Annotated in this window: 19 protein-coding genes and 1 pseudogene; 11 read left to right on the top strand and 9 right to left on the bottom strand. The window is 70.2% G+C overall.

The genetic code is table 11. The features are described 5' to 3' along the window. Positions 1-98 precede the first annotated feature (98 nt). Both ACTWQR_RS26125 and ACTWQR_RS26120 read right to left on the bottom strand, forming a co-directional pair. Positions 99-692: a maleylpyruvate isomerase N-terminal domain-containing protein gene (locus ACTWQR_RS26125; RefSeq protein ID WP_443229603.1), complete on the bottom strand. Its 594-nt coding sequence runs from the start codon at positions 690-692 to the stop codon at positions 99-101. Positions 693-783: 91 nt separating this feature from the next. Continuing rightward, entirely contained in the window at positions 784-1,611 is an 828-nt protein-coding gene (locus ACTWQR_RS26120; protein WP_443229602.1) for an oxidoreductase, read from the bottom strand. Positions 1,612-1,710: 99 nt separating this feature from the next. Between ACTWQR_RS26120 and ACTWQR_RS26115 the strand changes: the two genes are divergently transcribed. After that, the gene (locus ACTWQR_RS26115) at positions 1,711-2,616 is read left to right on the top strand and encodes a LysR substrate-binding domain-containing protein (protein ID WP_443229601.1); all 906 of its coding nucleotides are present in this window, start codon (positions 1,711-1,713) and stop codon (positions 2,614-2,616) included. Positions 2,617-2,678: 62 nt separating this feature from the next. On the opposite strand, the gene ACTWQR_RS26110 is transcribed toward ACTWQR_RS26115, so the two are convergent. After that, a complete protein-coding gene (locus ACTWQR_RS26110) occupies positions 2,679-4,847 on the bottom strand; it encodes an autotransporter-associated beta strand repeat-containing protein (RefSeq protein WP_443229600.1) in 2,169 nt (722 codons plus the stop codon). Positions 4,848-5,033: 186 nt separating this feature from the next. Here ACTWQR_RS26110 and ACTWQR_RS26105 point away from each other — a divergent pair. The 5 genes and pseudogenes from ACTWQR_RS26105 to ACTWQR_RS26085 form a co-directional block, all read left to right on the top strand. Beyond that, a pseudogene (locus ACTWQR_RS26105) lies at positions 5,034-6,119 on the top strand (glycoside hydrolase family 43 protein); the annotation flags it as partial. Positions 6,120-6,152: 33 nt separating this feature from the next. Next, positions 6,153-6,929, top strand: a complete 777-nt coding sequence (locus ACTWQR_RS26100) for a glycoside hydrolase family 43 protein (RefSeq protein ID WP_443229613.1) — start codon at positions 6,153-6,155, stop codon at positions 6,927-6,929. Between the two features lie 74 nt (positions 6,930-7,003). Then, positions 7,004-8,416, top strand: coding sequence for an RICIN domain-containing protein (locus ACTWQR_RS26095; protein WP_443229599.1), 1,413 nt, complete (start codon positions 7,004-7,006; stop codon positions 8,414-8,416). A gap of 217 nt (positions 8,417-8,633) precedes the next feature. Beyond that, on the top strand, positions 8,634-9,725 hold the full coding sequence (locus tag ACTWQR_RS26090; RefSeq protein WP_443229598.1) for a GDSL-type esterase/lipase family protein: 1,092 nt from the start codon (positions 8,634-8,636) through the stop codon (positions 9,723-9,725). Between the two features lie 104 nt (positions 9,726-9,829). After that, entirely contained in the window at positions 9,830-11,662 is a 1,833-nt protein-coding gene (locus ACTWQR_RS26085) for a DUF2264 domain-containing protein (RefSeq protein WP_443229597.1), read from the top strand. A 10-nt stretch (positions 11,663-11,672) separates the two neighbouring features. On the opposite strand, the gene ACTWQR_RS26080 is transcribed toward ACTWQR_RS26085, so the two are convergent. Together ACTWQR_RS26080 and ACTWQR_RS26075 are read right to left on the bottom strand one after the other, a co-directional pair. Continuing rightward, complete coding sequence (locus tag ACTWQR_RS26080) at positions 11,673-12,125, bottom strand: hypothetical protein (RefSeq protein ID WP_443229596.1); 453 nt, start codon at positions 12,123-12,125, stop codon at positions 11,673-11,675. A 65-nt stretch (positions 12,126-12,190) separates the two neighbouring features. Next, complete coding sequence (locus tag ACTWQR_RS26075; RefSeq protein WP_443229595.1) at positions 12,191-13,612, bottom strand: hypothetical protein; 1,422 nt, start codon at positions 13,610-13,612, stop codon at positions 12,191-12,193. Positions 13,613-13,778: 166 nt separating this feature from the next. Between ACTWQR_RS26075 and ACTWQR_RS26070 the strand changes: the two genes are divergently transcribed. Beyond that, positions 13,779-14,600, top strand: coding sequence for an isocitrate lyase/PEP mutase family protein (locus ACTWQR_RS26070; protein WP_443229594.1), 822 nt, complete (start codon positions 13,779-13,781; stop codon positions 14,598-14,600). Positions 14,601-14,654: 54 nt separating this feature from the next. Then, entirely contained in the window at positions 14,655-15,071 is a 417-nt protein-coding gene (locus ACTWQR_RS26065; protein ID WP_443229593.1) for an NUDIX hydrolase, read from the top strand. A 37-nt stretch (positions 15,072-15,108) separates the two neighbouring features. Here ACTWQR_RS26065 and ACTWQR_RS26060 read toward each other — a convergent pair whose 3' ends face one another. From ACTWQR_RS26060 to ACTWQR_RS26045, 4 genes are all read right to left on the bottom strand, one after another. After that, entirely contained in the window at positions 15,109-15,834 is a 726-nt protein-coding gene (locus tag ACTWQR_RS26060; protein WP_443229592.1) for a hypothetical protein, read from the bottom strand. 36 nt (positions 15,835-15,870) lie between these two features. Then, a complete protein-coding gene (locus ACTWQR_RS26055) occupies positions 15,871-17,259 on the bottom strand; it encodes a hypothetical protein (protein WP_443229591.1) in 1,389 nt (462 codons plus the stop codon). Positions 17,260-17,310: 51 nt separating this feature from the next. Beyond that, on the bottom strand, positions 17,311-18,219 hold the full coding sequence (locus ACTWQR_RS26050) for an alpha/beta fold hydrolase (RefSeq protein WP_443229590.1): 909 nt from the start codon (positions 18,217-18,219) through the stop codon (positions 17,311-17,313). Between the two features lie 156 nt (positions 18,220-18,375). Continuing rightward, a complete protein-coding gene (locus tag ACTWQR_RS26045) occupies positions 18,376-19,701 on the bottom strand; it encodes a jacalin-like lectin (protein ID WP_443229589.1) in 1,326 nt (441 codons plus the stop codon). A 245-nt stretch (positions 19,702-19,946) separates the two neighbouring features. On the opposite strand from ACTWQR_RS26045, the gene ACTWQR_RS26040 reads away from it, so the two are divergent. The 3 genes from ACTWQR_RS26040 to ACTWQR_RS26030 are packed head-to-tail and all read left to right on the top strand — an operon-like array spanning position 19,947 to position 23,297. Beyond that, on the top strand, positions 19,947-21,653 hold the full coding sequence (locus tag ACTWQR_RS26040) for a PHP domain-containing protein (RefSeq protein WP_443229588.1): 1,707 nt from the start codon (positions 19,947-19,949) through the stop codon (positions 21,651-21,653). Beyond that, complete coding sequence (locus ACTWQR_RS26035; RefSeq protein ID WP_443229587.1) at positions 21,650-22,150, top strand: hypothetical protein; 501 nt, start codon at positions 21,650-21,652, stop codon at positions 22,148-22,150. Before ACTWQR_RS26040 ends, ACTWQR_RS26035 begins: the two co-directional genes overlap by 4 nt. A 52-nt stretch (positions 22,151-22,202) precedes the next feature. Continuing rightward, the gene (locus ACTWQR_RS26030; RefSeq protein ID WP_443229586.1) at positions 22,203-23,297 is read left to right on the top strand and encodes a DUF4037 domain-containing protein; all 1,095 of its coding nucleotides are present in this window, start codon (positions 22,203-22,205) and stop codon (positions 23,295-23,297) included. Positions 23,298-23,391 lie beyond the last annotated feature (94 nt).

Here is a 23,391-nt window from a genome sequence, read left to right as displayed (position 1 = left end):
AGCAAGGGGGTGGGGGAGTCCGCGCGGGGTTTTCCGACCAACTCGCCACCGCTATCGCCGTTGCCGTCCACGACGCATATGCGCTCAGCGGGCTGCCGCTATGTGTTCAGTGGGCTGCCGCGCCATCGCCAACCCTCCTGCCGTGGACGGCCAGGGAGCTCGGTTCGGTTGGTGGCCCACAGCAGTGCCGTCCACGGATCGGTGTCGGTGAGATCGGCGGAGGCCTGCGGGAACATCCGGGCGAGCACGCGGGCGCACATGTCACGAGGCGGGTCGACGGCGAGACCGAGGCCGCGCGCGATGTCCTGGCCGTGCACCAGCGCTTCCACACATCCCATTCCCGCGAAACCTTCGGGGTCTGCCATACCCGTGGGGTGATATGCGCGGACAGACGATGCCGCGGAACGTACCGCGGCAGACAGGAGCCCCCCGCCGGTCACCGCGAACTCAAGCACTTCGGCGGGGGTGGCGTCCTCGTCCGCGGAGGCTATGAAACGAACGTAGCGCGTGGCGGGTCGGGCGATCAGCTGCGCCGCGTAGGACACCAGGCAATCGCCGATGTGCTCGGCGGTATGCCAACAGTCCCAGTCCCCGGTGCCGGTCGCCGCCAACCAGTCCCGGCCGGTCGCGGGTCGCATCGTTGCCGCCACGCTGGAGATCGCCACGTCGATGTCATCCGCGGTGACGGTCACATGCAGAAGGTACAACCGGCAGCTCGACAGCGTCACAGGACCCGGGGTGAGGTGAGGTTTGAAGCTTGGCCGTACGCGACCCCGCCCGCGGTCAGTCGCCGAACGCCGTCGCCCGTGTGACCTTCTCCCACGCCGAGATCTCCGTACGGACCATGTCGAGGTGCCCGACAACGGCGTCCACGGCGTCGTCGCCCAGCGGCAGGCGCAGTGGTGTGTTGTCGGCCTCCAGCGCGGTGATGATCGCGGCGGCGGCCTTCGCGGGGTCGCCGGGCTGGGTGCCGTCGCCGGTGGCGACCATGCGGCGGGTGGGTCCGACCGTGTCGGCGTACGCGTCCAGCTCGGCGCTGGCGCTGATGTTGCCGAACAGGCCGGTGCGGAAGGCTCCCGGTTCGACGATCAGCACCTTGATGCCGTGCGGCCGGACCTCGTCGGCCAGCGCCTCGGACATGCCCTCCAGCGCGAACTTCGTACCGCTGTAGGCGGAGAACCCGGCGAAGGACAGCTGGCCGCCCATGCTGCTCAGCTGCACGACGGCACCGGAGTGGCGGGCGCGCATGTGCGGCAGCACGGCCCGGACCAGGGTGGCCGGTCCGAAGACGTGCACGTCGAACAGCTCCCGCAGTTCGGCGTCCGTGGTCTCCTCCATCGCGCCCACGTGGCTGCGGCCCGCGTTGTTGACCAGTACGTCGATCCGCCCGTGTCGCTCGACCACGTCCCGCACGGTCGCCTCGATCCCCGCCGTGTCCGTGACGTCCAGGGGCAGTGCCTCGATCTGGTCCGGGTGGGCGGCGATCAGGTCGTCGAGCGTGGCCGGGCGGCGGGCGGTGGCGACCACGACGTCCCCGGCGGCGACGGCCGCCTCCGTGATCGCCCGCCCGAATCCGCTGTTCGCCCCGGTCACCAGCCATACCTTGCTCATCAGGGTCTCCTCGTTCGTCGACTCCGTCTGTCCCTGTGTCTCCCAGCCTCGTGCGCGCACACCTCGCCCGTCCAAGACCCGTCGTGATAACCAGTGGCTATGGACGCCCACACTCGGGACCTGCGCTACTTCGTCACCGTGGCGGAGGAACTGCACTTCACCCGCGCCGCCGAACGCCTCTATGTCTCCCAGCCCGCGCTGAGCAAGCAAGTCAGGGCGCTGGAGGGGAAGTTGGGGGCTCCGCTGTTCGAGCGCGACCGTCAGGGCGTACGGCTGACGCCCGTGGGCTCGGCCCTCCTGCCGTACGCCCGCGACGTCCTCGCCGCCTGGCAGGAAGCCCTGGACGCGGCCGAACGCGCGAAGGCCGAGCAGGCGGCCACCCTGCTCGTCGGCATGAGCACCAGCCCCGCGCGCGGCGGCCTGCTCCCGGCGATCCGCTCGCGCTTCACCGAGGCCCGGCCCGCGGTCACCGTCCGGCTCCGGCAGATCGGCTGGGAGGACGCCAGCGCCGGGCTCGCGGACGGCACGGTCGATGTGGCCTTCGTATGGCTGCCGATCCCGGACCCCGACCGCTACACGTACATCGTGGTCGCCGAGGAACCGCGTCTGGTCGCCCTGCCGGAGCAACATCCACTGGCCGCCCGCGAGTCCGTCGATTTCGCCGATCTGCTGGACGAACCGTTCCTCGCCCTGCCGAAGAGCGCCGGGGCACTGCGCGACCACTTTCTCGCCCTCGACGAACGGGACGGCCGCCCACCGCGTGTCGGCGCCGAGATCGCGAGCACCGACGAGACGTACGAGGCACTGGTGGACGGCCGCGGCGTCTGCCTGGTCGCCGTCGGGAACGCGCCCCTGATCAGCCTCGGCGGCGTCGTCACCCGCCCGGTCCACGGCATCGCGCCCAGCCGACTCGCGGTGGCCGCCCGCGCCGACGACCGCCGCCCGCTGGTGCTCGACTATCTGCGGGCGGCCCGGAAGGTCGCGAGGACTGTCGGCTTCGGCTGAGGCCCAAGGCAGGCGTTCACCCTGAGATGCGTTCCCCCTGCGGGGCGTTTACCTGACGGGGCTCACCCCGTAGAGGCATGCCGGCCGCCCTGTCGCCGCCCTCGCCCTCGCCTGCGCCTGGCCACCGGAATCATCGGCGCGGCGAGCAGTCCCAGCGCGGCCGCGACCAGCCACCAGGCACGGGGTATGGAGCTCTGGTCGGCCGCGTTCTCCGTACCCGTTCCCGCATCCGCGGCCTTCGGCACGGCGGAGTCCGCGGATGCGCGGGCGGTCGCGGACGGGGTCGCGGTCCTGGTGGTCAGGACGACGTCGTTGCCGTCGCCGCCCCGGTAGCTGATCCGGTACTTGGTCTTGCCGACCTTGACCGTGGCTCCCTCTTTGAGCCCGGTGAACGTGCCGGTCGTCTTCGTCTTGCCGGCGTGATCGATGAGCACGACCTTCGCCGAAGCCGAAGCCGAAGCCGAAGCCGAAGCCGAAGCCGAAGCCGAAGCCGAAGCGGCCGCGTGGGCATCCAGCTTCCCCGCCAGTCGGATCTTGCCGCCTACCTTCAACGCCCTTTTGCCTACGACCAGTTCGCCGCCCGCCCGCTGCGTGTAGTCCCCGGTCACCGTCACTCCGCCCGAGACCTTGCCCGTACTCGTCACCGAGCCGACGACCTTGCCCTTGCCGGACAGGGATGTGGTCAGGTTCAGCGCCTGCCCGGGCGCCTTGCGCACATCGAGCCGCGCGCCCGCCGTCGTGAGCCGGAACGCCTTGCTGCGGGCCAGGCCCGTCCCGTCCAGCGCGAGCGTGCCCTTGGTGACGGTGGTCGGCCCCGTGTACGTGACCGTCCCGCCCCTCAGCGTCGTCGTCGCGGCGCCCGACTGCGTGACCGACCCGCTGCCGCTGATCCGGGAAAGGGCGAGCGGCTTGGACGTGTTGCGGAGGACCAGCGAGCCGTCGTTGACCACCTTGTAGAGGTCGCCCTTGGTGTACAGCCCGCCGTCGCCGCCCGCCTTTCCGCTGCCCAGCCGCAGCACCGCGCCCTTCTGGACGGTCGTCGAGCCGTTGTAGTACTGGACGGCGGCGAAGGTGACGTCGTTGCCCCGCGTCCCCTTGATGACGATGTCCCCGGCGCCGGGGGTGGACAGCGTGTCGTGGAACACGCCGCCGCCGATGGGCGCGCCCAGGGTCACCGGGCCGTTGTAGTCGAAGGTGAGCAGCGAACGGGACCTGGCGGCAAGGAGGTTGATGTAGACCGTCTCGGCCGTGCCGGGCATGAAGATCTTGCTGGTCGTACCGTTGCCCCACTGGACGTTGGCGCCCTTGATGTTGGTGCCGCGCTTGTTGATGTTCTTGTGCGCGGGCGTCCAGTTCAGGGCGGGGTCGCTGAGAGAGGGGTTGGTGTCGCCGCCCTGGTTCGACCAGCTGTACTGGCCGGTCAGGACGACCTTGCTGCCCGGCCGTGACTGGACGTTGATGTCGCTGCCGTACTCGCGCTGGTAGAAGTCCATGCCCATGGTGACGGTCTGGCCCAGCGGGGTGTCCACGGTGTACGTGCCCTGGTTGAGGATCTTGCGGACGTTCGGCAGCGACGTCGCGAACTCCGGGCGTCCGGCGTTCACCTGCGTGCCGTTGTCGATCACCCCGGAGAAGGAGTGGGCGCCCGACAGGTCCCAGGTGCCCCAGAGGAACCTCGGCTGGGTGATCAGTCCGGAGCCGCTGATGGTGCCCAGGTTGTAGGCGCTCTTCAGAGAGAGCCGCAGGGTGCCGTCGACCCGGATGTTGTCCTGGTTGAGCCGGAACGCCGGGGTGTTGTACGGGAAGTGGCCGATCAGCCCGGTGGTGCCGCCGTTGCCGTACTGCAGGGTCGCGCCGCGCTCGACCGTGATCGCGGGCGGGTCCGGGTTGGCCGTGGTGACGTACGGGTGGTTGCCGCCCTGCGTCCGCACCGCTTGCCGCTGCCGGGCCTTGGGCAGCGTGAAGTCGCTGTCCTTGGTCAGGATCAGGGTGCCGGAGCCGCGCACGGTGAGCGTGCCCTCGCCGCGGAACACCCCGTCGTACGTGGTGCTCCCGGCCGGCACGGTCACCACCGTGTCGCCGCTCAGCGTCACGTCGCGGTCGGCGAGTACGGCCGCGGTGACGTCGTCGGCTCCGGCGGGCGCGGCCGCCGAGCCGGGAGCGGAGATCATGAGGGCGACCGCCGCCAGGACTCCGGCGGCCGCTGCTGTCTTGTGGATATCGCTGTGCACATCATCGGAGACGGGACTCGACCGCGGCGGATAACAGAAATTTGGCGGTCAATTTTGTTTCGTCCGACCCGTTGACCTGCTCGTAACACACCCGTACCTTTTCGGCGTTCGGAATGACAGATGTTGTGCGAAATGTCGAACATCAGCTTCTCTTTGCCGCGCCCCCCACCCGGAGAGGCAGTCCGCATGAGCCGCAATGACGCCAGCCCTGACGCCGGCCCTGACGACCCCAGCCGCAGACTCGTCCTGAAGGGCGCCCTGGCCGCGGGCGCGCTCACGGCCGTACCCGGGGTCGCCCAGGCCGTCACCCCGGACGCCGTGGACGGGGCCGCCGGGCCCTCGTACACCAACCCGCTCGTCCGCAACCGCGCCGACCCGCACATCCACCGTCACACCGACGGCTACTACTACTTCACGGCCACGGCCCCCGAGTACGACCGCATCGTCCTGCGCCGCTCCCGCACCCTGCGCGGACTCACCAGGGCCGCCGAGTCCGTGATCTGGAAGAAGCACACGAGCGGTGACATGGGCGCGCACATCTGGGCGCCGGAGATCCACCACATCGACGGCAAGTGGTACATCTACTTCGCCGCCGCGCCCGCGAACGACATCTGGGCGATCCGCATCTGGGTCCTCGAGAACGCCGGCCGCAATCCCTTCGAAGGGGAGTGGACGGAGAAGGGTCAGCTCAAGACGGCCTGGGAGACCTTCTCCCTCGACGCCACCACCTTCACCCACCGCGGCGCCCGCTACCTCTCCTGGGCCCAGCACGAGCCCGGCATGGACAACAACACCGCGATCTGGCTCTCGAAGATGGCCAACCCCTGGACCCTCACCGGTCCCCAAGTGCGGCTCACCACACCGGAGTTCGACTGGGAGACCATCGGGTTCAAGGTCAACGAGGGCCCGTCGGTCATCGAGCGCAACGGCCGCGTCTTCATGTCGTACTCGGCGAGCGCCACCGACCACAACTACTGCATGGGCCTGCTGACCGCCGACGCCGACAGCGACCTCATGGACCCGGCGAGCTGGTCCAAGTCGCCGAACCCGGTCTTCACCAGCAACGACACCACCAAGCAGTACGGACCGGGCCACAACACCTTCACCGTCGCAGAGGACGGCCGCACGGACGTCATCGTCTACCACGCCCGCCAGTACAAGGAGATCGTCGGCGACCCGCTGAACGACCCCAACCGCCACACCCGCATCCAGAAGCTGGGCTGGAAGCCGGACGGCACACCGGACTTCGGTATCCCGGTCGCCGACACGCCCGTCCGCAAGACCGCGGCCACCACCCGCTACACGATGACGGCGTTCACCAACAGCAGCGAATCCAACATGTACGTCTACGAGTCGCCGGACGCACTGTCGTACTCCCTGCTGAAGGGCCCCGCCTTCACCCCGCCCACCGGTCTGATCCGCGATCCGTCGATCATCAAGCACACCGACGGGCACTACTGGATCGTCTACACCACCAACTGGACCGGGAACACCATCGGGTTCGCGCGCAGCAAGGACCGTACGACCTGGTCCTTCGTCGCCAACCACACCCTCTCCACGCCCGGCCTGGCCCGCACCTGGGCGCCCGAGTGGTTCGTCGACGCGAACGGCAGCGTCAATGTCGTCGTCTCGCTCGACACCACGAACAACTACATCTTCCGGCCGCACCTGCTCACGGCGACCAACGCCTCGCTGCGCAACTGGTCGGTCCCCAGGCCTCTTTCGGGCCTGGACGACTCCAACTACATCGACACGTTCATCGTCCGGCACGGCGGCAAGTACCACGCCATCACCAAGCAGGAGACGACCAAGTACCTGGAGTACGCGACCGCCGACAAGCTCGCCGGGCCCTACACCTTCGTCGGCACGGGCGACTGGGCGGGCTGGGGCAGTTGGCGCGAGGGCCCGGCCCTGGTGCGGCTCGACAACGGCGGCTGGCGGATCTACTTCGACGGCTATGCCGAGAAGAAGTACTACTACAGCGACAGTCTCGACGGTCTGAAGACCTGGACCCCCATCCGGCAGGTGCCCGGACTCACCGGCTTCGCACGCCACTTCACCGTCCTGAAGGAGAGTGTCTGAAGATGAGACGCGAGATTTCCATGAGACTCGGGATTTCCATGAGGGGCGTGTTTTCGATGAGAACCGTGGGCTCCGTGAGACGTGCCTACTCGATCCTCCTCGCCCTCTGTCTCGCCTTCGCCGGAGCCCTCGCGACCGCGGGCCCGGCAAGCGCCGCTCCCCAAACCATCACGAACGGCACGCAGTTCACCGACGTCAACGGCAACCCCGTGCACGCCCACGGCGGCGGAGTCATCAAGGTCGGCTCGTACTACTACTGGTTCGGGGAGAACCGGAACTCCGACAACACCTTCCGGTACGTGGACGCCTACCGCTCCACCGACCTGAAGAACTGGGAGTTCCGCAACCACGTCCTGACCGAGGCCGGCGACCCGGAGCTGGCGACCGCCAACATCGAGCGGCCCAAGGTCATGTACAACGCGGCCACCGGCAAGTTCGTCATGTGGATGCACAAGGAGAACGGCACCGACTACAGCGAGGCCCGCGCGGCGGTCGCCGTGTCGGACACGGTCGACGGCGACTACAGCTGGAAGGGCAGCTTCCGTCCGCTCGGCACGCACATGTCCCGTGACATCACGGTGTTCGTCGACACGGACGGCGCCGGCTACATGATCTCCGCCGCCCGCGAGAACTACGACCTCCAGATCTACCGGCTGACCGCCGACTTCACGGGCATCGCCAGTCTGGTCGCCGACCCCTGGCACGGCGGCCACCGTGAGGCCCCGGCGCTCTTCAAGCGGGGCGGCGTCTACTTCATGCTGACTTCGGGCGCGACTGGCTGGAACCCCAACCAGCAGCAGTACGCCACCGCCACCAGCATCGCCGGGCCGTGGACCGCCATGAAGAACGTCGGCGACTCGACGACCTATGGCTCGCAGACCGCGTACGTCCTTCCCGTGCAGGGCAGTTCGGGCACCTCCTACCTCTACATGGGCGACCGCTGGGGCAACTCCTTCGGCGGCACCGTCAACGACTCCCGTTACGTCTGGCTGCCGTTGACCTTCCCGAGCTCGACCACGATGTCCATGTCCTGGTCGCCGGAGGTCACCGTCGACACGACCGCCGGGACGATCAGCGGGGCGAGCGCCACGTACAACACGCTGACGGCCCGTAACTCCTCGAAGTGCGCCGACGTCACCAGCCAGTCGCTGTGGCAGGGCGCCCAGATCAAGCAGTACACCTGCAACGGCGGCAACAACCAGAAGTACTGGTTCAAGTCCGTCGGCAGCGGCTACTACCAGCTGATGGTGCGCAGCAGCTCCCTGTGCGTGCAGGAGAACGCCAACACCGTCACCCAGGAGAACTGCGGCAGCACGGCGACCAGTCAGCAGTGGTCGCTCACCACCACCGGCTCCTACGTCACCATCAAGTCCCGTGCGACCGGCGAGTGCCTGGACGTGAACGGCGCGTCGACCGCCGACGGTGCCGCGCTGATCACCTACACCTGCAACGGGGCCACCAACCAGCAGTGGACCCGCGCGAGTTGAGGCCATGACCCGGGTTGGGCCGGCGGGCACACCGCGAGTCCAACCCGGGCAGTCGCGGCAGCGTGCCGTGAGTGCCGTAGGGCGGTTTTCGGCCATGGTCACGCACTCTCGGCACCCCCTCTAGAAAGCGCTTACCCTTCAGGGGTACGGTCCAGCGGCCAGCACCCGTCGCCCTGTTGGAGGAGCCGCGTTGAGACGCTTGAGACCCTCGAGACCTTTGAGGCGCACCACGATCACCCTGCTGGCCGGGCTGACGGTCACCACGGCCCTGTCCGCCACTCCGGCCCTGTCCGCCACTCCGGCCCTGTCCGCCACTCCGGCCTTGTCCGACACTCCGGCACAAGCAAGTGGCCGCGCCCCGGGCATCGAGAACTGCACCTCGACGGCCTGTCACTTCGACCTGGCCCCGGGCACCTATGACGTACGCGTCCGGCTCGGTGGCGACACCGCGGCAAGCACCGGCATCAGCGGCGAGACCCGGCGCTCCCTGCTCCCCGAGACGCCCACCGAGGCCGGCGAGCCCGTTGCCCGCAGCTTCACGGTGAACGTCCGCACCCCCGAGGGCGAGCCCACCGGAGCCGAGGGCACCCCCGGCCTGGACCTCGTCATCGGCGGCTCGGCGCCCGCGCTCGCCGACATCCGCGTCACTCCGGCCCGCCCCCACCACTCCCGGCAGATCTTCCTCGTCGGCGACTCCACGGTCTGCGACCAGCCCGGCGACCCCTACTCCGGCTGGGGCCAGCAACTCCCGCAGTACCTCCGCAAGGGTCTCTCGGTCGCCAACTACGCGGACTCCGGCGAGAGTACGGTCTCCTACCTCGCCAACCCCCAGCTCTTCCCGACCGTCCAGCCGCTGATCCGCAAGGGCGACCTGGTCCTCATCCAGCTGGCCCACAACGACAAGCAGACCGACGAGCCGACGTACCGCGCGAACCTGGAGGCGCTCGTCGCCGGCGTGCGCGACAAGGGCGGCCGTCCGGTCCTGGTCACCCCGATCGTCCGCCGCTGGTTCAACACCGACGGCACCCTCAACAACGGCACGGCCCTCCTGGTGAACGGCCTCGGCGTCGATCACCCGGCCGTCACCCGCTCGGTCGCCGCCGCGCGGAACGTCCCGCTCATCGACCTCACGGCCAAGACGAAGGCGATGGTCGAGTCGCTGGGCGTCGAGGGCTCCAAGACGCTCTACCTCTACAACGAGAAGCGGGACAACACCCACACCTCCGCGCGTGGAGCGACGGCGTACGCGGAACTCGTCCGCGACGAACTTCTCGCCCAGCATCTGGTGCCCGAGCGCCTGGTGAGGTGAGCTGAACTCCTGGGGCGTCCCGTCCGGAACCGGGGCGCCCCAGGTATGCATCCCGCTCCATGGATACGCCTTACGACCCAGAACGAGAACAGGAAGCCCGACCGATGCCAGCAGCCGTGCCCGCAGGCCCCGCAGGCGTTCCCGAGGACCGCACCCTCAGCCCGTACACCGGCTACACGCGTGCCCACTGGGAGGCGGCCGCCGACTCCCTGCTCGCGGCCGTAGAGCCGTACGCCACCGAGGACCGCGCCCTCTACCACCTGCCCGGCGACCGCGAGAGCTGGTCGGGCCGCCTCTCCGACGGCCTGGAGGGATACGCCCGCACCATCCTCCTGGCGGCCTTCCGCCGCGACGAGAAGGCCCTGGAGCGGTACGCCGACGGCCTCGCCGCCGGAACGTCCGGCGTCTGGCCGCGCATCGAGGACCGCAGCCAGCCCCTCGTCGAGGCCGCCTCGATCGCGCTCGCCCTGCGCCTCACGCGGCCGCTGCTGTGGGACCGCCTCGACGACGGCGTACGGCAGCGGGCCGCGGCCTGGCTCGGCGACGCGCTGACGGCCGAACCCTGGCCCTGCAACTGGGAGTTGTTCCCGGTGACGGTCGGCGGCTTCTTGGCGGAGATCGGGTACGAGCCATCGTCGTCCCGTGCCGCGATCGACCGAGGCCTGGACCGCATCGAACAGTGGTACGTCGGCGACGGCTGGTACACGGACGGCGACGGCCGGGCCTTCGACTACTACAACGGCTGGGCAATGCACTTGTACCCGGTGCTGCACGCGTGGCTGGCGGACGACGAGCGGCTCCTCGACCTGTACGGCGGCCGGCTGTCGGCCCATCTCGCCGACTACGCCCGCCTGTTCGGGGGCGACGGCGCCCCCATGCACCAGGGCCGCTCGCTGACGTACCGCTTCGCGACGACGGCGCCCCTGTGGCTGGGCGCGTTCACCGGCCGTACGCCGCTGCCGCCGGGGGAGACGCGACGGCTGGCGTCCGGCGCGCTGAAGTACTTCCTCGACCGTGGCGCCGTGGACGACCGCGGCCTGCTGACTCTGGGCTGGCACGGCCCCAACTCGGCTGTCCTGCAAGGCTATTCCGGCCCCGCGTCCCCGTACTGGGCGAGCAAGGGCTTCCTCGGCCTGCTGCTGCCGCCGGACCACGAGGTGTGGACGTCGACCGAGCGGCCCGGCCCGGTGGAACGGGACGACGAGATCCGGCCGGTCGGCCCGCCCAACTGGCTGCTCCAGTCGACCCGTTCGGACGGCCTGGTCCGCCTCCACAACCACGGCAGCGAGGACGTGCGCTACGACCCGTACTACACGCGGCTCGCGTACTCGACGGTCACGGAACCTTCGGCGTCGTACGACAACGGCAACGACAACGACGAAGGCAAGGGCAAAGGCAACGACAACGACAACGACAACGACAACGACAACGACAACGACAACGACAACGACAACGACAACGACAACAGCGTGATCGTGGGCGACGACCCGAGCCGCTCCGGCATCGAGCCGCTGGGCGTGGGCGAGGGCTGGGCGGCCTCCCGGCACACGACGGCCTCCGGCGCCCGGGTCACGAGCCTCGTACTGGCCGAAGGTGCGGTGGAGGTACGGGCGTTCCGTGTGTCGGGCGCTTCCGAGGGGACCTCGGTACGGGTCACCGGCTGGGTGGCGGGGGAGGGGCTACGGGCTGAACTCCGGCCCGCCCATGGCTTGTTGGACTCGCCCACCGGCTTGACGGGCCTGACCGGCGGCACCGCTTCCGCGGACACCCTCTTCGTCGCACTCGCTCGCCTCACCGCCGAGTCGGACCCCGTACCACTCGAAGATTCGGTGGCCGTGAGCGTGGACGGGACGAACGAGGTCCACGTTCGCTGGAGCGGAGGGGCCGAGGTGCGGGCCCGGCTGGAGGACGGGGCGGTCGTGGTGGCGGGCGCCTGAGGCGCGTGGGTCACGCGCGTCGGAGCCGCGGCAGGCGCGTCATCGCGACGAACGTCGCCAGCGCCGCCCCTGTCGCGGGAGCGAAGGCGGCGAACTCGCCCCACAGGGAGTCCGCGAGAGCGGGCACCGCCACATACGCGAGCTTGACGCAACCCCAGAGGACCACGCACGCGGCCACGAAGGCCGGCCAGCGGTTCCGCACGCCCTTGCCCACGTCGTCGAGCATGGCCAGCCAGACGATGACCATCGTCATCGACGGCGTCGCCACCTCCTCGTCCCAGGTGAACGCCGCCAGTACGGCCCCCACGACCAGGCAATACAGCCAGGTCCACACCATCGGTCGCGCCGGTGCGGCACGCCGTGGCGTCCCGTGCGGCAGCCAGAAGAACCGCCGCACGCTCCGTGCGAACCCGTGCCACCCTTTGCCGGCCGTCGCACCGCCCTCCCCCGTCCGCGCGTGCACCGCTCCTGGTCCCCATTGAGACGTCCGAGCCCCAGTGGAGGTTGCACGGCGGGAGCGGTACGCCCTCAGGGAGTGAGGCGGGCGATCTTCAGGGATGTCGCGGTCGGTGACGCACCCGTGAGGGCGGTCGTGTACTTCGGGGTGACCGGAGCGTACGCCCAGGTCAGGGTCCCGTCCTTGAGGACCGCGATGTCACCCGTGATCCGTGCCGTGACGACCTTGTCCGCGCCCTGGACCTTCCCGTTCCAGTCGACCAGGCGGAAGTGGGTGCCCGTGAAGGTGCCGGTGCACGTGCCGTCCGCGCACTTGGCGTTCTTCAAGGACTCCCAGGACACGAGGAGACGGTTCTTGCCGTACGGGGCGACGCGGACGTTGACGTGTTCGGTGCCGGGGGCGTTGGTGAGGTAAACCGGCCTGCCCGAGGGCGAGTTGCGGTTCTTCAGGAAGCCGATAGCAACCTGGTGGGTCTTCGTCTTCGGCTTCACCGTCCAGCCCCGGCCGCTCGCGTCGTCCGGGTTCTTGGCGGCGGAGGCGGCGCCGCGGGAGGCGAAGGCGGTGGCGTAACGGCCGGTGGACGACTTCACCAGGTCGCCCGTGCGTCCGGCGAACGTGCCGCCGCAGTAGCCCGCCCAGCACTGCTCCCGCTGGACCACCGGGGCCGTGTCCGGAGCGCCGATGCCCGTCGAGACGAACAGGCCCGAGCGCCAGTCGTCGAAGCAGAGGGAGGTGAAGGCGCCGGTGGACTCGGCGCGCAGCGCGATGCCCTCGTTGTGGCTGCATGCCCAGCCCCAACCGCCGCTCAGCTTCGCGCCCTTGGAGCTGACGTACGCGAGCTTGTCGCCGAAGTGGCCGTCCGCGAAGCCGCCCGCGCCGTGGACGACGAAGTACGCCCCGTATTTCTTCCCGTTCCAGGCGAGCTGGCCGTCGAGCAGCGGTGCCGTGTCCTTGCTGGCGGTACCGGTGAGCTTCGTACGGAACGCCTGCTTGCCGTTCTTGTAGCGGATCAGCGCCGCGGCCGTCTCCTTCCACTTGTTCGTGTCGGAGACCCGGGTCAGCAGCGCGAACCCGTTGTTGTGCGCGACCAGGCCGCCGACCTCCTTCGTGCCCTTCACGACCGTGTCGGCCCCGGACCGCTTGCCCGCCGCGGAGAGCGCCGTGACGTGGATGCCGTCGGCGGCGGGCCAGGCGACGCGCAGGGTGCCGTCCGGCGCGACGGCGGTCGCGGTGCGCGTCCACTCGCGGGTATTGTTGTAACCCGCCGACAAGTAGGGGAACTTGGCGGGCAGCTTCACTGTGGTGTTCGTGACGGTCAGGGGCCCGGCGGCCGCCTTGGTCGTCGGCGCCGCCGTCGCCGTCGCGTACCAGGCTCCGGCGAGTGCGACGGTCGCCGCGAGCCCGCCCGCGAGGGGCTTGCGGGCGATACGGCGACGGCGGTGCGTGGTGTGCGTGGAATGAGTGGCCTTGATGGTGCGTCTTGCGGAGGTCATGCCTCGAAGTTGCCGCCGGGGGGCGGGAGGTTGCCTTGGTTGGTCATCTCGCGTTCGGCCGGCGCACCGGATCGTTCGGCCGGTACCGAAGTGTTCCGCCTCTAACGTTGCCGTATGACCACGCACGAAGTACTCGTTGCCCGGCCGGCACCCGGAGCGTGCTGACGTGACCGCCTTCGCCGCCCTCCACCACGCCGACACCCCGCTGCTGCTCCCCAACGCCTGGGACCACGCCTCGGCGGCGGCCCTCGCCGCCCAGGGCTTCGCCGCGATCGGCACGACCAGTCTGGGAGTCGCCGCGGCCGCCGGACTGCCCGACGCGGTGGCGGCGACCCGGGACGCGACGTTGAGCCTGGCTCTCGCGCTCGGCAACGGCCCGTTCCTCCTCTCGGTCGACGCCGAGGGCGGGTTCAGCGACGACCCGGACGAGGTCGCCGCGGTGGCCCGGGAACTCGCCGCCGTCGGGGCCGTCGGCATCAACCTGGAGGACGGCCGCCCCGACGGCACCCTGGTCCCCGCCAGGCTCCACGCGGCGAAGATCGCGGCCGTGAAGTCCGCCGTACCGGGGCTCTTCGTCAACGCCCGCACGGACACGTACTGGCTCGGCGACGGCGACGGTGAAGGTGACGGCATCGGACCGGAGACGGACGCCCGCCTCGGCGCCTACCAACAGGCCGGCGCCGACGGTGTGTTCGTCCCCGGGCTCACCGACCCCGCCCGCATCGCCGCCCTGGTGAAGAGCCTCGACGTACCCCTCAACATCCTCTACTCACCCACAGGTCCGACCGTCCCCGCCCTCGGTGACCTGGGCGTACGCCGGATCAGCCTCGGCTCGCTGCTCTACCGGCGGGCCCTTGGCGCTGCCTTGGAGATGGCGGCGGAGATCCGGGCGGGTCGGCCCGTGGGGTGGGCCGCGCCGACGTATGCCGAGGTGCAGGTGCTGGTACAGCGGGCCCAGCCGTCCGGAACGAGTTCCTGGTACCGTTGATGCTTTCGTGGGTATAAGACTCTGTGGACTCCGACCGGCGAGGGACCCAGGATCATGGAAATCCCCGGTAACAAGCGATTGGCCGCTGCCGTCGTGATGCGCGAGGGCCTTGTCCTGCTGGTGCGCCGCAGTGAGACCGAGCGGTTCCTGCCCCGGGTGTGGGGTGTTCCGTGCGGCAAGCTGGAGCCCGGTGAGAGTCCCGAGGACGGTGTGCTGCGGGAGCTCAAGGAAGAGACCGGGCTCCTCGGCGAGGTCGTCCGCAAGGTCGGGGAATCGTCCTTCGTGAGCGAATATCAAGGGCAAGAGGTCAAGAACTGGCAGGACAACTTCCTGGTCAGGCCTCTTTCACGGCACATCACCCTCCCCGAGCCGGATCAGGCGTACGTCTGGCTGCCCCCGGGTGAGCTGTCCGGCGTCGACATCGACGAGTACAACCTCGACATCGTGCGACAGGCTGTCCAGCGTTCCTGACTCCGGCCTTTTCGGCGTCCGGACCACCGCTCCCCCCTCACGAGCTCCTGAGCAACTCCGCCAACGCGTCGAGTTCGGCCAGGTAGTCGTCCACATTCAGCGGAACTTTCGGCACCGCCCCCGGATGCGGCCCCGCCGCCGTGAAGACATCGGTGTGGCGCCGCCGTTCACTCCCCGTCTCCAGGAACAGCGTCACCGTCGGTTCCGTCGTGTCGCACCATGCGCGGTGCAAGGTGTGCGCGGGAAGGGCGTACGTGCTCCCGGCCGTGTACTCCGCGACCTGCGTGAGGTGCAGCCGGGCAGGGCCCGTCGGTTCCAGCAGCCAGTCGGCGGACTCGTCCGCGAGGGATTCCTGGTAGCGGTCCGCCTCGACCCCGCCGTCGCCCCGGGGCGCGTACAGCTCCATCGCCAGCCGCCCCCGTACGACATAAGAGGCCAGCGGAGAACGGTGGTTGTGGATGTCCTCCTTGCCGATCGCGCCGCGGCCGGGATGCCACAGATGGGCGCGCAGCATGTGGCGCGGCCCGCCGTCGATGAGCAGGAGCTTGTCGAAGCCGAGGACGTGGCGGTACGAGAGCCGGGCGCAGCGCTCCGGGTCACCTTCGCCGGAGGCGAGTTCGGCGGTCAGCTCCAACAGGCGGTCCGGGGAGCCCAGTTCGGCGATGACCGAGCGGGCCGCCAACACTCGTTCGTGCTCGGGCAGTTCGCCGTCCAGTGCCTCGGTCAGCAACCGTCGTGCCGCCAGGAGCTGCCGCCCGCCCATGCACGCTCCTCCCACTTCAGCCCTCAGCTTTCAGCTTCAGCCATTCGGTTGGTACATCCATAAGGCATGGGCACGCAGCGCCGAAAGACCTTGATAGGTCATCCACATGGGACGGCGGAACTCGCTCGTGTCGTCGCGGACCCAGGTCCAGATGCCGTCCGTCTGTCCCGCCCATACCGCGGTCGCCGCACCGTTGAGGCGCTCGCGCCATTCCTCCTCCAGGCCGTCCTCGCGCGCGATGTCGCGGGCGCCGGGGGTGAGGAGGGCGCGGACGATCCAGGATGCGGTGAAGTGCCGTACGTTCAGGACCTCGTGGTGGGACGGGTCGTCGGCGCGCGGCCTGCGCACCTCCTCTCGGAGATTGGACAGGTCCAGGCAGGCGTCGTGCGGGGCGTCCGGGCAGGCCAGCAGCCAGCGCACGCCGTCCTCACGAGCCGCGCGGGCGTTGCCGCTCTCGCCCAGGACACGGGCCGCCCGGTCCAGGACGACCACGGCCTGGGCGGTGTGCAACGGGGAGGGCGGGCCGTGGAAGGACGCGAGCCGGTAGCCCCAGCAGCGGCGGTGCTGGCGGCGCGGATCGGTGACAGCGCCCTCGACGAGGGCGTCCCGCAGCAGCGGCAGCGTGTCCGAGCTCGGCGCGGCGCGCAGCAGACCGCGCAGCACGGTCGTCACGACGTGCGTCAACTCCCGCCCGGTGCGGTCGAGTTCGTGGGTGAAGCCGGACTCGCAGCGCGCCACCTCCTCGGTGAGCCGCTCCCGCGAGGCGCCCGCCCGGGCCAGCGCGCCCAGTACCAGGGCGGTCACCTCGGGGCGGGCCTGGGAGCCCTGCGACCGCGCCGACCAGCCGCCGTCCGGCAGGCGCAGCCGCCACAGCGTTTCCACCAGCTCGCCCGCGCCGACCCGCCCGTCGGGCAGCCCGAGATCGAGCATGATGTGCAGGCCGTACGCGGTACCGACGGAGGTGGGCCGGCCGGGACCGCTCTCGTCGAGGAAGTGCGCCCACCCGGTGAGCCGCCCGCGCACGGGGTCGTCGACCACGCAGACCTGTTCGGCGAGCGTGTCGTACGCGGCGGAGAAGACCTCGGGGAGCGGGCCGGGACCCGCGAGGGCAGGTGCGAGGCCGGTCAACTGTCCTGTCGTCACAGGGGAGTTGTCCGCATACCGGGACCGCAGCAGCGCCGCCGACAGCCACGCCGCGGCGGCCGTGCCGATCCCGCTCACCGCGGCGATCGCGTAGCGCGCGGAGTCTCCGTCGATGCTGTCCGGCAGCACGCCGACCAGGGACTGGAACACCGCGTAACCGGCGGCCGCGCAGCCGAACCCGCCCAGCCAGCGCACGAAGCGCGTGGGCCGCGGGGTGGGCGGTACGGACGGCGGCACCGGATCCGGTCTCAACGGACCGCGTCGCAGCTGCGGTTGGGACAAGCCGCGCTCCCTTCCCCCAGGGCGGCACGTGACACCGGCGAAGCTTCCAGTCTAAGTGGTCAGCGGGACTCCTGGGGTGGTGACCGGAGGCGACGTTTCCGCGAGGCACTCGGCCAGCCGCTCCGCGTACTCGACGGGGTGCGTGATGACGCCGATGTGCCCGCCGGGGAACTCGGCGAAGCCGCTGCCGCTGAGCTCGGCCGTGAACTGCGCCGTCCGGTACAGCAGTTGGCCGCGTGAGTCGGCACCGGCGGCGAGGACGAGGCGGGACGAGTGGGAGGCGAGGGCCGCCAGGTCCGGTGTGTACGCGGTGAAGTGGCGCAGGACACGGGTGAGGAAGAGGGCCATGGGGTTGGACAACTCCTCGGCGGGGCTGGGGGGTTGGGCCTGGGGATGCGGTGTGTTCGGCGTCGGTGCGTTCGGCTCCAGGGTGTCCGGCTCCGACGCGTCCGGTTCCGTCGCGTCCGGGGTCTGCTCCTCAAGCCCCGCGCTCATCCGGGCCCCGGCGGCCTCCAGTCCTGCCGTGCGATAGGTGTCGTACACGTCGGTGAACATGGCCTTGGCCCGACGCCGCGCGGCGTCGGGCAGCACCCGTACCGCCGGCGGCTCGTGCGCGACCACGCGCCGCAGCCGCTCCGGATGCCGTGCCAGCAGGTCGAGCGCGGCGATGGCGCCTGAACTGCTCCCGTAGACGTACGCGGACTCGCCGTCCGGTAACACCTCACCGAGCACCCGGTACGCACCCTCGCTCCACGCCGCCACCCGCTGCTCCTCGACAGGCAGGCCGAGCCGGCCGTGCGCGAGGCCGAGCGGGTCGTACGTCACGACGGTGAACCGGTCGGCGAGCCGGTCCGTCACCCCGTCGAGCCCCATGGGGTGCCCGGCTCCACCGGGAATGACGAGCAGTACGGGCCCGCTGCCGCGCACCTCGTAGTACAGGTCAGGCGGGGTCTCACTCATGATCGTTCTCCTCTCGGGGCAGTGCTCCAGGAGTCTGGAGGGTGCACTGGCCGTGGAGGACCGCGCAACAGCTTTGCGCGAGGGAGGGCGCGCGGAACCCCGCCCGGACAGGACGCACAAGACCGTCTGGGCGGGAGCTCACTGTGTCGCGGACGTTCAGTTGATCGGCGCGTACAGCACGCCCAGCTTGTCGATCTCCGTACCCGAGCGGCCCGTGAAGCCGACGATCTGCCAGCCGGTGGGGGCCGTGTACGTCACGGTGTCGGAGGTGGCCGAACCGGCGGACAGCGTACGGGACTTGTCCGTGGTGAAGGCGGCTGAGAAGACGCGCGTCCGGCCGTCCTTCTGGCCGCGCGTGAGCTTCACGGAGGTGAGGTGTTCGCCTGCGGCGAGGGTGAGGGAGGAGGTCGTGCCGCCCGTGCCGCCGTGGGTCAGGGACGTGCCGCCGTCGTGTGCGAGCGACACCGCGTCCAGCCGGGAGGCGCCGCGCAGCGTCAGCGTGCGCGGTGACACCGCCGACGGCAGGTTGTCGGCGTCGTTGAAGGCCGTGCCGTGCGGGCCGCCGAAGAAGTCACTGGCCCGGAGGGTCGAGGACAGCTTCCAGGAGAAGTCGACCGTGTGCGGGAAGTGGTCGGAGAGGTTGGCACCGGCCGAGTCCAGGAACTTCGACCACTCGTTGTTGTAGCGGGTGGCGGAGAGGTTCACCAGGTCGCTGCCGCGGTAGAGGATCTTGTCGACGACCTCGCAGGTGTTCGTCGGCGCGGTCTCGGGGCAGACGATCGCCTCGCTGCCCTGCGCGGGCGCGCTGCCGCCGCGGGCCAGCTGGACCCATGCGTCGGTCAGGCCGTTCTCGGACGCGAGCGTGCGGATGTTGTCGCCCGTGCGCGTGTAGCGGGTGTTGGTGTCGCCCATGACGATCACCGCGTTGCCCGAGGAGTTCGCCTGGATGAAGTCCGAGAGCTGGTCCACGTTCTTCCGGCGGGCGGCGAGGGCGTCGTCCGTCGAGTCCGCGTTCGTGTGCACGTTGTAGAGGTCGACGAACACACCCTCGGCGATCCGGACCCGGCCGAGTGAAAAGCCCTTCGGCGTAAGGCAGTTGGTGCCCGTGCAGTCGTTCCACTTCACCCGCTCGAAGTCCTCGAAGGCGTAGTCCGAGAGGGTGTTGAGGCCGTCGCCGAAGGGCACGCCACCGCTGGTCGCCGTGCGGTGCGGGTGGTTGTCGCCCGCGTACAGCGCCGCGTGGTAGTTGAAGTCCTCCTGCACGTTCACGATGTCGTACGCCCCGAGCCGCGGGGAGATCAGCGGGGTGTTCCTCTCCGGATTGCCGGAGCTCAGGCCCTCCGGGAGGCCCGCGACGTTGTACGTGAGGACGTTGAAGGTGCCCGAAGAAGGGGCGGCGGCAGCGGCGGGTGCCGTGGCGGCGGCGGTGAGCCCGGCGACGGCCAGCGCGCCGGCCATCAGGGTGCCGATGAGTCTTCTCATGGGGGGTGTCTCCAGTCGGAGGAAACAGAAAGGGGGTGGAAGAACGGCGGGGAACATGAACGGTGCTCAGGTTCAAGGTCAACCAGTGTGACGTACAAGGTCTGTTGGGGAAACAGTGAGAGCCGAGGCGATCTGCCGTGTTCGGGTCGCCCGGGGATCACCCCGCGGTCGTTCGAAGTTCATGTTTCACATCGAGTCTCCATACCGCGCGGCCGCATCGGCGGCGCCGGACACAGGAGGCCGACATGGGGCACGGACATCACCACCACCATCACGACCACGACCACGCTCATGATCACGGTGGCGGTACGGCCCTGCCCGCGGCCTTCGACACCTCCGTACCCGACGAGGCCCTGACCCCCGACCAGCAGTCACGCCGCTCCATGCTGCGCCGCGCGGGACTCCTCGGCGCGGGCCTCGCGGCGGCCGGTGTGCTCGGCGGGCAGGCCGGTGCGGCGGCCGCAGCGCAGACCTCGGCGGGCAGCCGGAGAGGGAAGGGCTTCCTCTGGCTGGCCGGCGACCACCACATCCACACCCAGTACAGCAGCGACGGCAAGTACCGCGTCGTCGACCAGGTCCGGCAGGGTGCCAAGCACGGCATGGACTGGCTGGTCATCACGGACCACGGCAGCACGACGCACGCCAAGATCGGTGTGGACAAGGTCAACCCGGACATCAAGGCGGCCCGGGACGCCTACGAGGACACCCTCGTCTTCCAGGGCCTGGAGTGGAACATCCCGGGCGCCGAGCACGGCACGGTCTTCGTACACCCCGGCAAGAACGAGGTCTCCGTCCTCAAGCAGTTCGAGACCGACTACGACGGCAGTGTGAAGGGCGCCTCCGACTCGACGCCCGCCAACGAGGCGCTCGCCGTCGCGGGCCTCACCTTCCTCGGTGAGCAGGTGCGGCGGAGCAAGGTCAAGGACGCCCTGATGCTCGCCAACCACCCGGCGCGGCGCGGCGTCGACTCCCCGCACGAGATCCGCGCCTGGCGTGACGCGACCCCCGCGAGCCACCAGATAGCCGTCGGCTTCGAGGGGGCGCCGGGCCACCAGGCCGCCGGTCTTCCCGGACCTCTCGGAGCGGGCCGGGCTCGCGGCATCTACGACAACAACCCGAGCGCCAACTCCTTCGCCGGTTACCCGCTGGAGAGTTACCGCACCTGGGGCGGCTTCGACTGGATGACCGCAACCGTCGGCGGCCTGTGGGACAGCCTGCTCGCCGAGGGCAAGGCCTGGTGGATCAGCGCCAACTCCGACTCGCACCAGGTCTACGCGGACACCGCCGTGCGCGGGCCCGGCGGCGACTTCAACGCCAACGGCAAGTACGAGGACCCGGTGTACGGCGGGAAGATCGACACCACCCAGGGCGACTACTGGCCCGGCCAGTACAGCCGTACCCACGTCGGCGCCGACGGCTTCTCGTACGCGGCCGTCATGGACGGCATCCGGGCCGGGCGCGTGTGGGTCGACCACGGTCAGCTCATCAGCGGTCTCGACGTCCGGGTCTCGGGCGGCAGCCGCTGGGCGACGCTCGGCGGCGCGCTGCACGTCAAGAAGGGCACGAACGTCACGCTGACCGTGGACGTCGCGCTGGCCGACGGCGCCAACTGGGCGGGCTTCGTGCCGAAGTTGGCCCGCGTGGACGTCATCCAGGGCGATGTCACAGGCCCGGTCGCCGACAAGGACACGTTCACCGCGCCGACGGCGAAGGTCGTCAAGTCGTACGAGGTGGACAAGTCCACCGGCACGGTCCGGCTCACCTACGCGCTCGGCCGCGTCGACCGCCCGCTGTACGTCCGCCTGCGCGGCTCCGACGGCAACCGGTCCGCCGTGGGCGCGATGGGTGCGGCAGTCGACCCGGCGGGCCCGGCCATCGACGTCGTCGGCGACGCGGACCCGTGGCGCGACCTGTGGTTCTACTCCAACCCGGTGTGGGTCCTGCCCTCGTGACACCGTACGTCTGCGGGGTGGACGCGGGGGTCAGGGACCTGCGAGACGCCGATCACCTGCTCCAGGTGATGGCAGCCGAACTCGCCCTGCCGGAGGGCGGGTTCGGCTGTACCCACCTGGTGCGGGGCGAACGACCGCGCGTCCTGCTGTCGTTCACCACGGCGGACCCCGAGACGGCACGCCGGCTAACGGCCAAGGGGTACGAGGTGACGGCCGGCGCACCCGACGAGGTGGGCCGGGCCGTCGTCTACCCGGGTGTCGATGCCCTGACCGGCACGGTGACGGTCGCGGAACTACTGTCGGCCTCCGCGATCGACCGCGTCACCGCCCTCGGCTCGCCCGGCGATCCACCGTCGGACCAGCGAGTCATGACGAGGAGTCACGTACGGCCGCAGTGGCAGAACGGCGAACTCGTCCTGACCCTCATGCCCGCCGCGGGCGGCATGCTCGTCCCGTTCGAGGTGCCGGATCCGACACCGTGCTGCGCGAACCACTGAGCCGCCGTTAATTCGGTGGTTGAGGAGGTCCGGCTCCGTGCAGGGTGAGCCCATGCCGATCTCAGCCGCGTTCGTGCCCGGCCTCGAACTGTCCCGGATCCTGTACGAGGAGGCGGTGCGGCCGCTGCTCGCCGAGGCGTGTCCGGGGCTGCGGTACACGGCCGCGCGGATCGGCTCGGGTTCGGAGGTGCTCGGCTTCGACACCCCACGGTCCGCGGACCACGAGTGGGGGCCGCGGCTGAATCTGTTCCTGTCCGCCGAGGACGTCGGCGAGCACGGTGAGCGGATCCACCGGCTCCTGGCCGAGCGCCTGCCCAAGCAGGTGCGCGGCTGGCCCACCCATTTCCGGCACCGGGACGACGCGCTGGACCCGGCGTCCGGACACATGGAGACGACCGACGGTCCGGTCGACCACCGGGTGTCGGTGGACGGGCTCGGGGCTTGGCTGACCGGGCGGCTCGGCGTGGACGCGCACGCCGCGGAACCGACCGTGCGCGACTGGCTGTCGATGCCCCAGCAGCGACTCGCGGAGGTCACCGCGGGTGCGGTGTTCCACGACGGGCTCGGCGCGCTGGACGAGGTGCGGCGGCGTCTCGCCTGGTACCCCGACCAGGTGTGGTGTTACCTGCTGGCCTGCCAGTGGCAACGGCTCTCCCAGGAGGAGGCGTTCGTCGGCCGCTGCGCGGAGGTCGGCGACGAGCTCGGCTCGGCGGTGGTCGCCGGGCGGCTCGTCCGTGACCTGATGCGGCTGTGCTTCCTGCTGGAGCGGCGGTACGCGCCGTACGGCAAGTGGCTCGGCAGCGCATTCGCACGGCTGCCGATGGCCGGTGACCTCACCCCGTCGCTGCGCGGGGCGCTCGCGGCGACGGAGCACGCGGACCGGGAACGGCATCTGTGCGACGCGTACGAGGCGATCGGCGCCCTCCAGAACACGACAGGGCCGGCGGAGCCCGTCGACCCGGCCCGCCGTCCCTATCACGGCCGCCCGTTCCTGGTCCTGCACGCCGAGCGCTTCGTCCACGCCCTGAGCCGGACGGTCACCGACCCGGAACTGCGCGTTCTGCCGCTGACGGGAAGCGTGGACCAGTGGGCCGACAGCACCGATTTCCTCAACTGCGTTGGCAGCGTGGACGCCAGTCCGTACTGACAAGCAGGCCGGCTGCCGTCACTCCGGCGGGTGGAACTCCGGCGTCCACTGGGCCCATCCCCGGCCAGCCGACCGAAGGTCTCGTACGGGCATC

Origin of the sequence: Streptomyces sp. 2A115, assembly GCF_052245575.1 — a bacterium.
Lineage (GTDB): Bacteria > Actinomycetota > Actinomycetes > Streptomycetales > Streptomycetaceae > Streptomyces.
Note: the sequence above shows the minus strand (reverse complement) of the source record. Positions and strands in the feature narration are given on the sequence as shown.